The organism is Bradyrhizobium agreste (genome assembly GCF_016031625.1).
In the GTDB taxonomy this organism is placed as follows: Bacteria; Pseudomonadota; Alphaproteobacteria; order Rhizobiales; family Xanthobacteraceae; genus Bradyrhizobium; species Bradyrhizobium agreste.
Genome location: NZ_JACCHP010000011.1, coordinates 1 through 12,378, shown reverse-complemented (window position 1 = coordinate 12,378; position 12,378 = coordinate 1). Strand labels below are relative to the sequence as shown.

11 protein-coding genes and 1 pseudogene are annotated in these 12,378 nt (G+C 65.9%); 4 read left to right on the top strand and 8 right to left on the bottom strand.

Translation table 11 applies throughout. From position 1 onward, the window contains the following. Window positions 1-32 precede the first annotated feature (32 nt). Window positions 33-1,166 carry a nitronate monooxygenase gene (locus HZZ13_RS17085; RefSeq protein ID WP_197960718.1) on the top strand — a complete coding sequence of 378 codons (1,134 nt, stop codon included), beginning with the start codon at window positions 33-35 and terminating at the stop codon, window positions 1,164-1,166. A gap of 123 nt (window positions 1,167-1,289) precedes the next feature. Next, entirely contained in the window at window positions 1,290-2,798 is a 1,509-nt protein-coding gene (locus HZZ13_RS17080; protein ID WP_197960717.1) for an acetyl-CoA acetyltransferase, read from the top strand. A gap of 113 nt (window positions 2,799-2,911) precedes the next feature. Here HZZ13_RS17080 and HZZ13_RS17075 read toward each other — a convergent pair whose 3' ends face one another. From HZZ13_RS17075 to ltnD, 4 genes are all read right to left on the bottom strand, one after another. Further along, a complete protein-coding gene (locus HZZ13_RS17075; RefSeq protein WP_197960716.1) occupies window positions 2,912-4,603 on the bottom strand; it encodes a methyl-accepting chemotaxis protein in 1,692 nt (563 codons plus the stop codon). Between the two features lie 169 nt (window positions 4,604-4,772). Beyond that, window positions 4,773-6,047: a 3-oxo-tetronate kinase gene (gene otnK, locus HZZ13_RS17070; RefSeq protein WP_197960715.1), complete on the bottom strand. Its 1,275-nt coding sequence runs from the start codon at window positions 6,045-6,047 to the stop codon at window positions 4,773-4,775. Continuing rightward, window positions 6,044-6,826: a 2-oxo-tetronate isomerase gene (gene otnI / locus HZZ13_RS17065; RefSeq protein WP_197960714.1), complete on the bottom strand. Its 783-nt coding sequence runs from the start codon at window positions 6,824-6,826 to the stop codon at window positions 6,044-6,046. Before otnI ends, otnK begins: the two co-directional genes overlap by 4 nt. 13 nt (window positions 6,827-6,839) lie before the next feature. Beyond that, on the bottom strand, window positions 6,840-7,757 hold the full coding sequence (gene ltnD / locus HZZ13_RS17060) for an L-threonate dehydrogenase (RefSeq protein ID WP_197960713.1): 918 nt from the start codon (window positions 7,755-7,757) through the stop codon (window positions 6,840-6,842). Window positions 7,758-7,861: 104 nt separating this feature from the next. Between ltnD and otnC the strand changes: the two genes are divergently transcribed. Next, window positions 7,862-8,548 carry a 3-oxo-tetronate 4-phosphate decarboxylase gene (otnC, locus tag HZZ13_RS17055; protein WP_197960712.1) on the top strand — a complete coding sequence of 229 codons (687 nt, stop codon included), beginning with the start codon at window positions 7,862-7,864 and terminating at the stop codon, window positions 8,546-8,548. Window positions 8,549-8,700: 152 nt separating this feature from the next. On the opposite strand, the gene HZZ13_RS17050 is transcribed toward otnC, so the two are convergent. From HZZ13_RS17050 to HZZ13_RS17035, 4 genes are read right to left on the bottom strand one after another with little or no spacing between them, the layout of a single operon-like run. Next, on the bottom strand, window positions 8,701-9,405 hold the full coding sequence (locus HZZ13_RS17050) for an ABC transporter ATP-binding protein (RefSeq protein WP_197960711.1): 705 nt from the start codon (window positions 9,403-9,405) through the stop codon (window positions 8,701-8,703). Continuing rightward, window positions 9,389-10,120 (bottom strand): ABC transporter ATP-binding protein, encoded by a 732-nt coding sequence (locus HZZ13_RS17045; RefSeq protein WP_197960710.1) that lies wholly within the window; start codon window positions 10,118-10,120, stop codon window positions 9,389-9,391. The genes HZZ13_RS17050 and HZZ13_RS17045 overlap by 17 nt, the downstream gene beginning before the upstream one ends. Continuing rightward, window positions 10,117-11,100 carry a branched-chain amino acid ABC transporter permease gene (locus tag HZZ13_RS17040; protein WP_197960709.1) on the bottom strand — a complete coding sequence of 328 codons (984 nt, stop codon included), beginning with the start codon at window positions 11,098-11,100 and terminating at the stop codon, window positions 10,117-10,119. Before HZZ13_RS17040 ends, HZZ13_RS17045 begins: the two co-directional genes overlap by 4 nt. After that, on the bottom strand, window positions 11,100-11,978 hold the full coding sequence (locus HZZ13_RS17035) for a branched-chain amino acid ABC transporter permease (protein WP_197960708.1): 879 nt from the start codon (window positions 11,976-11,978) through the stop codon (window positions 11,100-11,102). Before HZZ13_RS17035 ends, HZZ13_RS17040 begins: the two co-directional genes overlap by 1 nt. Window positions 11,979-12,159: 181 nt before the next feature. Here HZZ13_RS17035 and HZZ13_RS17030 point away from each other — a divergent pair. After that, a pseudogene (locus HZZ13_RS17030) lies at window positions 12,160-12,378 on the top strand (hypothetical protein); the annotation flags it as partial.

Genomic DNA, 12,378 nt, shown 5'->3' with positions numbered 1-12,378 from the left:
GAGAATACGAAGCCTGCCGCCGGGAGAGAGCCATGAAATCGCCGATCTGCGACATGCTGGGGATCGAATTCCCGCTGCTCGCCTTCAGCCATTGCCGCGACGTCGTTGCCGCCGTCAGCCGCGCCGGCGGGTTTGGCGTGCTGGGCGCGACGGTGCATACGCCTGATACGCTCGAGCGTGAGCTGAAGTGGATCGACGATCACGTCGACGGCAAGCCGTACGGCATCGACGTGCTGATCCCGGAAAACATCTCGACCGCCGGCGAGAAGGACGTCACCTGGAAGAGCCTGGAAGCGCGCGTGCCGCAGGAGCACCGCAACTACACCCGCGATCTCCTGAAGAAGTACGACATCGAGCTGACCACCACCGAGGTCGCGGACAACCAGCCGCAGCCGTTCGACGGCAAGACCGCGCTTCAGCTGCTCGAGGTCTCCTTCGATCATCCGATCCGCCTGATCGCCAACGCACTGGGTGTGCCGCCGAAGGCGATGATCGAGATGGGCAAGAAGCATGGCGTGCCGGTCGCAGCGCTGGTCGGCGCCAAGGAGCACGCGCTGCGCCAGGTCGCGGCCGGCGTCGACATCCTCGTGGTGCAGGGCACCGAGGCCGGCGGCCATTGCGGCGAGGTCTCGACGATGGTGCTGGTGCCGGAGGTGATCAAGGCGATCAAAGAGATCCGCGACGTGCCGGTGCTGGCGGCCGGCGGCATCATGACGGGACGGCAGATGGCGGCCTGCATGGCGATGGGCGCGGCCGGTGCCTGGACCGGCTCGGTGTGGCTCGCGACAGTGGAGTCAGAGACCACGGAGATCTTTCGCGAGAAGATGATCGCGGCCTCCTCGCGCGATGCGGTGCGCTCGAAGGGCCGCACCGGCAAGCCGGCGCGACAGCTCCGCTCGGTCTGGACCGATGCCTGGGACCGCGCGCCGGACAGCCCGGGCGCGCTGCCGATGCCGCTGCAAAGCATCATCAGCCGCGACGCCTTCCATTCGATCGACCGAGCCGCCGCAAGCGGGAATGTCAAGGCGCGCGATCTCGTCAGCTATTTCGTCGGCCAGGGTGTCGGCCTGATCGACAGCGTGAAATCGGCGGGCGCCGTGGTGCAGGAGTTCAAGCAGGATTTCGCCGAAGCGGTCGAGCACATGAATGCGCTGGTGGCGGAGTAGTCACCCCGTCGTCGTTGCGAGCGCAGCGAAGCAAATCCAGGCTGCCGCCGCGGAAAGATTCTGGATTGCTTCGCTGCGCTCGCAATGACGAACAACTGACATCGTGAATTGAAGCAAGAAGAAATGACCAATATCCCCGAAGACCGCATCCCCGTCATCGTCGGCATCGGCGAGATCGTCGATCGGCCGAAGGAGATCGCCGAGGGTCTCGAGCCGCTCGACCTGCTCGAACAGGCGCTGCGGCGCGCCGAACGAGACGCCGGTGCGAAGCTGCTCGGCGAGGTGCGATCGCTCGACGTGGTCAATTTCCTGAGCTGGCGCTACCGCGATCCGGAGCAGCTTTTGGCGCAGCGCCTCGGCATCTCGCCTGCGCATTGCCATTACGGTCCGGTCGGAGGCGAGAGCCCGATCCGCTACATCCACGAGGCGGCCAAGCGCATTGCGCGCGGCGAGTGCAGCGTGGCGGCGGTCTGCGGCGCGGAGGCGCAATCGACCGCGACCAAGGCGGAGCGCGCCGGCGTCAAGCTGCCGTGGACGCCGTTCGCCCATGACGTCGAGGAGCCCAAGCGCGGCGCGGCGTTCCAGAAGCCATTAGCGGTGAAGCTCGGCGTGTTTCGGCCGGTGACGGTCTATCCGTTCTATGAAGCGGCCTCCTCAGCGCATTGGGGGCAGACACCGCGCGAGGCGATAGCGGAATCAGGCACGCTGTGGTCGCGCTATTCGGAAGCGGCCGTGCAGAATCCAAACGCCTGGCTGAAGCGGCGTTATACGCCGGAGGAGATCACGACGCCGACCGCGGACAACCGGCTGATCGCCTGGCCCTACAACAAGCTGATGGTGGCCAATCCCAGCGTCAACATGGGCGGCGCGCTGCTGCTCACCAGTCTTGCCAAGGCGCGGGCGGCCGGGGTCGCCGAAGACAAACTGGTCTACCCGCTCGGCGGTGCCTCGGCGGAAGAGCCGCGCGACTATCTGTTGCGCGACCAGTTTTACGAAAGCCACCCGCAGAACGCCGTGCTGAAAGCGGTGATGGATCTCGCCGGGGGCGACGGCAGACAATTCGACGCGATCGAGCTCTACAGCTGCTTTCCTTGCGTGCCCAAGATGGCGCGGCGGACGCTGGGCTTGGGCCCCGACGTGCAGCCCACCGTGACCGGCGGCCTCACCTTTTTCGGCGCGCCGCTCAACACCTACATGACGCATGCGGCGTGCGCGATGGTGCGGCGTGTGCGCGACGGCGCTAGGCTCGGCCTGCTCTATGGCCAGGGCGGCTTCGTCACCAAGCACCACGCGCTGGTGGTGTCGAAGACGCCGCCGCGCGAGGCGCTGGCGCAGGAGACCAGCGTGCAGGACGAGGCCGACCGCAGCAAGCGCGCGGTGCCGGAGTTCGTTAACGAGGCCACTGGCAGGGGCAAGGTCGAGAGCTTTACCGTGCTCTACGGCCGTGGCGGCGATGTCGAGCACGGCGTCGTGATGCTGCGGACAGAGGACGATCGCCGCACGCTGGCGCGGGTTCCGGCGAGCGACGGCGCGACGCTGGCGCATCTGCTCGACATGGATCGCACGCCGATCGGCGCGCTCGGCGAGATCGCGATGGCGGTCGATGGCGTGCCCGAGTGGCGGGTGGTCTAAAGCGCGATGCGATTAGGATGAATCGTCATCGCGCTTTAGGTTGTTGTTTGAGCATGATCTTTGCGGAAAGCCGCTACACACTTTTCCGGATCATGCTCCAGCGATCGCGCACCTCACGCGGCGCGGACGGAGCTCAGGAACTTGCTGACCTCGGTCTTCAGCCGGCTCGAATCGTTGGACAGCATCTGCGCCGCGGACAGCACCTGCGAGGAGGCCGTGCCGGTCTCGGTCGCGCCGCGCTGCACGTCGGTGATGTTGGACGATACCTGCTGGGTGCCGTGAGCGGCCTGCTGCACGTTGCGGGCGATCTCCTGCGTCGCGGCGCCCTGCTCTTCCACCGCAGCCGCAATGGCCGAGGAGATCTCCGACAAGCGCTCGATGGTCGAGGAGATTTCCTTGATGGCCCCGACCGAGTCGTTGGTCGCCGCCTGGATGCCGGAAATCTGCTGGCCGATCTCGCCGGTCGCCTTCGCGGTCTGCTCGGCGAGCGCCTTCACCTCGGAGGCGACGACGGCAAAGCCGCGGCCGGCTTCGCCGGCGCGCGCCGCCTCGATGGTGGCGTTCAGCGCCAGCAGGTTGGTCTGGCCGGCGATGGTGTTGATCAGCTCGACGACGTCGCCGATGCGCGCGGCGGCCTTGGACAATTCGCTGACGCGCTCGGTGGTGGCACGGGCCTGACCGACGGCATCGCCTGCCATCCGCGCCGATTCCTGCACCTGACGGCTGATCTCGCCGACCGACGAGGCCATCTCCTCGGTCGCCGAGGCCACCGATTGCACGTTGGTGGAGGCTTCCTCCGAGGCGCCCGCCACCGTGGTCGCCAGCCGCTGCGAGCGGTCGGCGGTCGCGGTCAGGGTCGAGGCGGAAGCCTCTAACTGGCTCGAGGCTGACGACACGGTCTGCACGATCTCGCCGATCATGGTTTCGAATTCGCGGGTGATGTTGTCGACGCGGCGGCCGCGCTCGATCTTGGCTTCGGCATCGGCCGCGGCGGCCTCGTCGGCGGCTTTCTTGGCGATCAACGCCTCCTTGAAGATCTGGAGCACGTCGGCCATGGCGCCGATCTCAGTCTTCTCGCCACGATGCGGCACCTCGGCGGAAAGGTCGCCCCGGCCCAGCGCCTGCATCGGCAGGGTGATCGAGTTGATGCCATTGGAGACGTCGCGGACGAGATAGAAGCCGACACAGATGCCGATGACGATGGCAGCGCCGAGAATGGCAGAGACCAGCATGAAGGCAAAGGCGTAGCTGTCGGCGGCATCGCTGGCGGCCTGGTTGCCGCCCCTGGTGTTGAGATCGACGCTCTTCTGCAGGACCTCGTCGGACTTCAGGCCGATCTTGTTGACCGTCTTGGTGTTGAGCTCATGCGACGCATGCGGAACCTTGCCCGCCTCCATGCGCGACAGTTCCATGACATCCTCGGCGCCCTTCTGGTATTCGGCCCACAGCTTCGACCACTCCGCATAGAGCGCCCGCTCTTCCGGCGAGGTGATCATCGGCTCGTAGTTCTTTCGAGCCTTGGCCAACATCTCGGTGACGGTCGCGGCCGTCTGTTCCGTCGCCAGTTTTTCATCCAGCGTCTCGGACAACATGTGCTCGCGGACCACGTTGCGATAGGTGATGACGGCGGCCCGGAGCTCGCCCAGCACCCCCACGCTCGGCATCCAGTTCGTTGTGATGTCGACCGTGTTGGCGTTCATCGACCGCATCTTCATGACGGCAAGCAGACCCATGCCGGCCATCGCGACCAGCAGGAACGCCACGACACCGATGATCTTGGCGCGGATGGAAATGGTGGAGAGCATAGTCGGGTCTCATTGTGCTGGCGCCGGCGCGCGTCCGGAGAATGACGAATCAAATAAAGGGAGCAGCGCCGCCATCCGACACCAGGGCAACTGAGCAGACGTTAACTGCGGCTCCGTACGAGTACGGAAGCCAGAAACAAATGAATGGGCAGCTAAGAATGCCCTGCGCTCAGCACATGAGCCTAAGCGCGTCGGAAAAAAACTCCGCTCCGCCGAAATTTCCCGACTTCAGAGCCAGCAACATCTCGCCTGCCTCTGCGCCGACCGCGCGCAGCACCGGGACACCCGCCGCAATCTCCACTCCTACGAGAAATCCCGGAATCTTCAACCGATCGACCACGGCGCCGGATGTCTCGCCGCCGGCGACGATCAAGCGACGGACCCCGCCCTGCACCAGCCCCTCGGCGATACCGGCCATGGCCTGCTCGATGGCGTGGCCTGCGGCATCGCGGCCATGGCGTGCCTGCACGGCCGCAACGGCGTCCGGCGTCGCGCTCGAAGCGATCAGCACCGGACCTTCCGCAAGGCGCGGCCTTGCCCAGTCCAGCGCACGCTGCGCTTCGGCGGCGCCCGCGACGATCCGCTCCGGGTCGAGATGAAGCACCGGCATGATGCGTTCGGCGTTGGCGATCTGCTGAAGCGTCGCCTGCGAGCAGCTGCCGGCAAGGCATGCCGCCAGGCCGCCGACGGCTGCGCCGGTTTCGCTGCTCGGCGCCGGCTTCACCCTGCCGGTCGACACCAGCGCGCGCGCAAGCCCCAGGCCCATGCCGGACGCGCCGACCGACAACCGATGTTCGGCGGCGACGAGACCGATGGTCTCGAGGTCGCGGTCGAACACGGCGTCGACGATCGCGGCACCGATGCCCTTGGCGGCGAGCTCGGCCAGCCGTGCCCGCACGGCGTCCGCGCCGCGCGTGACGGTGGCGAGATCGACGAGGCCGACCTGCGTCCTGCTCTGGCGCGCCAGCACGCGCACCAAGTTGGAATCATGCATCGGGTTGAGCGGATGATCCTTTAGCGGGCTCTCGTTGAGCGGCACGGCGCCGACGAACAGATTGCCCTGATAGACGGTGCGCCCGGTCTCCGGAAAGGCCGGCGTCACCAGCACGGCTCCCTCGCCGCAGTCGGCGCGCAGCGCGTCCATGACTGGTCCGATATTGCCGGCATCGGTGGAATCGAAGGTCGAGCAGATCTTGAACAGCACGTGGCCCGCACCGCGGCCGCGCAGCCATTTGTCCGCCGCGCGCGAGCGCGACACGGCAAGGCCGGCCTCGATCGAGCGGCTCTTCAGCGACACCACGACGGCATCGACCTCGGGCAGCGCCAGATCGTCGGCAGGTATGCCGATGGTCTGGACGGTGCGCAGGCCCGCGCGCGTCAGCGTGTTGGCGAGATCGGAGGCGCCGGTATAGTCGTCGGCGATGCAGCCCAAGGCAAGGGTCACGGCTTCACTCCCGCATAGGGCTTGAACCAGGCAAGGCCATCGGTGGTCTTGCCGCGCGGATTGTATTCGCAGCCGACGAAGCCGGCATAGCCGAGGCGGTCGAGCTCATTGAACAGGAACGGATAGTTCAGCTCCTCGCCGTCGGGCTCGTTGCGCGAGGGAATGCTCGCGATCTGGACGTGGCCGATGATCGGCATCATCTCGCGCAGCCGCATGGTGACGTCGCCGTGGATGATCTGGCAGTGATAGATGTCGAACTGGAGTTTCAGGTTGGCAAGCCGTAGCTCCTGAATCAGATCCCGCGCGAAGCCGAAATCGTTCAGGAAGTAGCCGGGCACGTTGCGCGCATTGATCGGCTCGATCACGACGTCGATGCCGTGGGGCGCGAAGAACTCGGCAGCCCAGGCCACCGATTTGTAGAAGGCCTCGATCGCGACGCGCTCGCCGCGGTTGGCGATGCCGGCCATTAGGTGCAGGCGCTTGACGCTAGTCGCCTTGGCATAAGGCAGCGCCGTCTCGAGGCTCGCCTTCAGATCGGAGAAGCGGGATGGCAGCGCGGCAAAGCCCTTCTCGCCGGCGTTCCAGTCGCCCGGCGGCAGGTTGAACAGCGCCTGGGTCAGGCCGTTGCGCTTGAGCCGTTCGCCGACGGCCTCGGCGGGATGCTCGTAGGGAAACAGGAATTCCACCGCGGTGAAGCCCGCTTGCGCGGCGGCGTCGAAGCGGTCGAGGAACGGCACCTCGGTGAACATCATCGAGAGATTGGCGGCGAAACGGGGCATGGGAGATCCTCTGTTACTTGTCGCCGGGCAGCTTGACGCCGGTGACCTGCGCATACATGCGCGCCACCGATGCGTCGTCATCGCGACCCATGCCGGCGGCCGATGTCATCAGGAACATCTGGAGCGCGGCGGCGGAGACGGGCACGGGGAATCGGGCGCTGCGCGCCATATCCTGGATGATGCCGAGATCCTTGACGAAGATCTCCACCGCGCTTCGCGGCGTGTAGTCGCCGTCGAGAACATGCGGCATGCGGTTCTCGAACATCCAGGAATTGCCGGCGGAGGCCGTGATCACCTCGTAGACCTTGCGGATGTCGAGGCCCTGCTTGGCTGCGAACGCCATCGCTTCGCTGGCGGCGGCGATGTGAACGCCGGCGAGCAGCTGATTGATCATCTTGAAGGCAGCGCCCTGGCCGGCGGCATCGCCGAGCTCGTAGAGCTTGGCGGCCATGGCATCGAGCGCCGGACGCGCTTTCGCAAACGCGGCAGAACTGCCGGAGGCGAGGATCGTCAGCTCACCTTGCGCGGCGCGCTGCGCCCCGCCGGAGATCGGGGCATCCAGATAGTGCCGGCCGGTTGCCTCCAATTGCTTGGCGAGGCGGCGCGCGACGTCGGGATCCATGGTCGCCGAGGAGACGAACACGCTGTCCTTCGGCATGGTCTCGGCGGCGCCATCCTTGCCGAACAGGATCGCCTCGGTCTGCGCGGCATTGACGACGACGCTGACGACGATATCGGCGTCCTTGGCCGCTTCGGCCGGCGTCTTGGCCCCCGCGCCGCCGTCCTTCACGAAACGCGCGACGGCATCCGCCGAGACGTCGCAGCCGATCACAGCATGGCCGGCGCGCTTGAGCGAGGTCGCCATGCCAAAGCCCATCGAGCCGAGCCCGACGACGGCGATACGCTGATTTTGTGACGTGGAGGCGGACATGCAACTGACCCTTGCGAACGTTTCCCAAATAGCCGCCCTTTGCGGCAGCTTGGCAACCGAATAACACGGCTTGGCCGCGCTGCCAAAGCGTGAGACAAGCAGGCATGACGGCCATGAGAACCGAAACGAGCGACGAAACAAGGCTGCGCGAGCAGATCTGCCGCTTCGGACGATCCCTGTTCGAGCGCGGGCTGACGCCGGGCTCCTCCGGCAATATCAGCGTCAGGCTGGACGGCGGCGGCTGGCTGGTGACGCCGACCAACGCCTCGCTCGGCTTCCTCGATCCCGCGAAGCTGTCACGGCTGGACCAGCAGGGGCGGCTGGTGTCGGGCGATGCGCCGACGAAGGAAGTTCCGCTGCACAATGCGCTTTACGACACGCGCGGAAGCGCGCGGGCGATCGTGCATCTACACTCCACCCATTCGGTCGCGCTCTCGATGCTGCCCGAGATCGACCCGCGCGCCGCGCTGCCGCCGATGACGGCCTATTACCTGATGAAATGCGGCGCCACCGCGCTCGTGCCCTATTACCGCCCCGGCGATCCAGCTGTGGCCGATGCGATTAAGGGGCTCGCGGGGAGATATTCATCCGTGCTGCTCGCCAATCACGGCCCGGTCGTCGCCGGCGACACGCTGGAAGCTGCGGTGTTCGCCACGGAAGAGCTGGAGGAGACGGCGAAGCTGTACCTGCTGTTGCGCGGGATGAACCCGCGGTACTTGTCGCCGGAGCAGGTGACGGATCTGGTGAAGGTGTTCGGGGTGACGTTGCCGGAGCACGGGCACGGGCATTAGCTCCCCCACCGCTGTCATTCCCCACGAAGGCGGGGAATCCAGTACGCCGCGGCTTATCCGTAGCTCGCTGGCGTCTCTGGTATACTGGATCGCCCGATCAAGTCGGGCGATGACACCGCGTGTGCGGGGCGAGATTGCTCCACATTTCGCAGCTACAGCCCCAGATAAGCCTTCCTCACGTCCGGATTGCCCTTGATCTCCGCGGACGGGCCCTGCATCAGCACGCGCCCGGTCTGCAGGATGTAGGCGCGGTCGGCGATCTCGAGGCACTCGGCCATGCGCTGCTCGACGATCAGCACGGTCATGCCGGCGTCGCGGATGCGCTTCACCGCCTGGAAGATCTCGTCCACCAGTTTCGGCATGATCCCCTGCGACGGCTCGTCCAGCATCAACAGCCGCGGGCGCGTCATCAGCGCGCGGCCGATCGCGAGCATCTGCTGCTCGCCGCCAGAGAGCGTCTCGGCGCGCTGCTCCAAGCGCTCTTGAAGCCGCGGGAACAGGTTGAAGACGAGACCGAGCGGCGCCTCGCGGTCGGCCTCGCCGCGATAGAGATAGCTGCCGAGACGCAGATTGTCGCGCACCGACAGGCGCGGGAACAAGCGGCGGTTCTCCGGGACATAGGCGATGCCTGTGGCCGTGATGTGGTGTTGCGCCATGCCGTCGAGGCGCTTGCCGTCGAACGTCACGGTGCCCGAGCGCGGGCGCTCGGCGCCAGCGATGGATTTCAGCAGCGTCGACTTGCCGGCGCCGTTGGCGCCGGCGACGCAGACGATCTCGCCCTTCTCGACCTCGATCGAGACCGCGGAGATCGCGACCAGGCCCTGATAGGCGGTGGTGACTTCACGCACCGACAGCATGACGATCTCCCAGATATGCCTTGATCACCTTGGGATCGCGCACGACGTCGGCTGGCTTGCCCTCGACCAAGACCTTGCCGAGGTCGAGCACGATGGCGCGGTCCACCAGCGGCATCACGATCTCCATGACGTGCTCGACCATCAGCACGGTGATGCCGGCATCGCGCACCTTGCGCACCAGGGCAACGCCGGTCTGCGCCTCGGTCGGCGTCAGACCGGTGAGGACCTCGTCGAGCAGCAGCAGCTTCGGCTCGGTCGCAAGCGCCCGCGCGACTTCGAGGCGGCGCTTCTCGGCCGGCACGAGGTCGCTGGCGAGCACGTGGGCGCGCGCGGCAAGGCCGGTGAACTCCAGCACCTCATGCGCCTTGCGGCGCGCCTCGCGCATTACAGTGGTGCGCACGAGCGCACCAACGATGACGTTGTCGATAACCGTCATGGTCTCGAAGCTCTTCACCACCTGGAAGGTGCGGCCGATGCCGCGCTGGCAGCGTTGGGCTGCCGGCAGATTGGTGACGTCCTCGCCGTCGAATAGAATCGAGCCCTGCGTCGGCGGCAGCACGCCGGCGATGAGATTGAACAGCGTCGACTTGCCGGCGCCGTTGGGACCGATCAGGCCGACGATCTCGCCGCGGCCGACCGAGATCGAGACGTCGCTGTTGGCGACGAGGCCGCCGAAGCGCTGCCAGACGCCGCGGGTTTCGAGCAGCGCGGTCATCGCGTGGCCCCCTTCGGTTTTGCGCGGGAGAACAGGCTAACCAGGCCCCGCGGCAAGGCCAGCGAGATCGCGACGATCAGCGCACCGTAGACGATGAGATCGACGCCACGACCGGAGCCGCCGATATAGGAGCGCGTCAGCTCCGTCATCGGGATCAGGATGGCGGCCCCTAACACCGGGCCCCAGAGGGTGCCGATGCCGCCGAGCACGGCCGGCAGCGCCATCAGCAGCGAGAACTGGAAGCCCATCACGCTTTCGGGATCGATATAGGCGAGAAATTGCGCATAGAACGCGCCGCCGATGGCGACCAGAAAGGCCGAGACGGCGGCCGCGCCCATCTTGGAGTTGAACACGACGACGCCAAGGCTTTCGGCGGCTTCCGGATTGTCCTTCACCGCACGCCACCAGAAGCCCCATTTGGAATCTTCCAGCCACCAGGTGACGAACCAGGCGAGACAGCACAGCGCCAGCGCGAAGTAGAAGTACGGCAGCTTGGTGCGCAGGAACTGGAATTTCAGCCAGCTGTCGCCGCGGATCGGAATGGTGATGCCCATCGCGGCGCCCGCCCACTCCCAGTTCTGGAACAAGAGCAGCCCGATCTCGGCGATGACGATCGTGGCGATCACGAAGTAATGGCCGCGCAGGCGGAAGAAGGGATAGCCGAGCCCCATCGCGATCAGGGCGGCGATCACGCCGCCGCCGACCATGCCGAACCAGGGCAGCACGCCGAACTTGGTGAACAACAGCTCGGTGGTATAGGCCCCGATGCCGAAATAGAGCGCGTGGCCCAGCGAGATCTGTCCGCAATAGCCGGACAGGATGTTCCAGCTCTGCGACAGCGCCGCATACATCAAGGTCAGGATCAGGATGTTCTGGACGTAGACGTCCTTGACGAACAGCGGCGCCAGCGCCGCGAGCCCGGCCAGCACCGCTGCGATGATGAGGTCGCGGCGGCGCCGCGCAGCGAAATTCTTGTCCATCAGATCGATCCGAACAGGCCGCGCGGCCGAATGAACACGACCAAGAGATAGACGGCGTAGATGCCGACCGACTTCAGCGAGGGCGGCAGCACCAGGGCCGTGACCGCCTCGACGAGGCCGACGATGATGCCGCCGGCGAAGGCGCCGAACACGCTGCCGAAACCGCCGAGCGCCACCGTGACATAGGCGATCAGCGCGAAGGAGGCGCCAACGTCAGGATAGATGTAAAAAAAGACCGCCATGATTGCGCCGGCGAGCCCGACCAGCGCGGCGCCGAGGCCCCAGCCGAACGCAAACACGCGGTTCTTGTCGATGCCGACGAGGGCCACCGCGCCGGGATCTTCGCGGGTGGCTTCCAACGCGCGGCCGAAATCGGTACGGTGGATGAAGAAGTAGAGAGCGGCGAACGCCGCTATCGAGACCAGCGCGCCGACCAGTTGCGGCTCCGGCAGGAAGATGCCGCCTATCGAGATGGTCTTGCCGCCGAGCCAGGACTGCGGGATGCTGCGATAGTCCGGCGTGAAGAAGTACTGCGCGAGGCCGCGCATGACGATGGCGAGGCCAAAGGTGGTGAAGATCTGCACCATGCCGGCATTGGCCTTGGCCCGCATGGCGAAGCGTACAAGGAGCAGGTAGACGACCGCTCCGAATATGAAAAGTGCCGCGGCGACCAAAGGTGCCGACAGCAACGGATCGATGGCGAAGAACGCGAACAGGAAGAAGGACAGGTACATCGCGATCATCAGGAATTCGCCATGGGCGAAGTTCGTGACGTCCATCAGGCCGAAGATCAGCGCGAGGCCGACCGCGATCAATCCGTAGAGCAGGCCCATCAGCAGGCCGCTCGCGAGACTCTGGATAATGGCTTGGGCTGTCAAAAGTCTGTCCCCCGAAATCAATCCTCATCCTGAGGAGCGCGCGTGAGCGCGCGTCTCGAAGGATGGCCCAGCCCTCGTCCTTCGAGACGCGGGCTACGCCCGCTCCTCAGATCCTATGGGCGGCGGGTGGTCAAGAGAGGTTAGGATTGGATTGCAAACCACCCAGCCTCGGAGGACCAAGATGATCAAGCTCGATCGCATTGACGCACCCGCCACGGCGGAGCATGCCACGGTTTACCTGGCTTTTGAACTGAGCAAAGCGAAATGGAAGCTCGGCGTGTTGCTGCCGGGCTCACAGAAGCTGAGCCGGTACACGATTGGTGGCGGTGATCTGGTGGCCTTGGCAGCGCGGCTTGCAGACGTGCGCAAGAAGGCTGCCGCGGATGGACGGCCGATACGC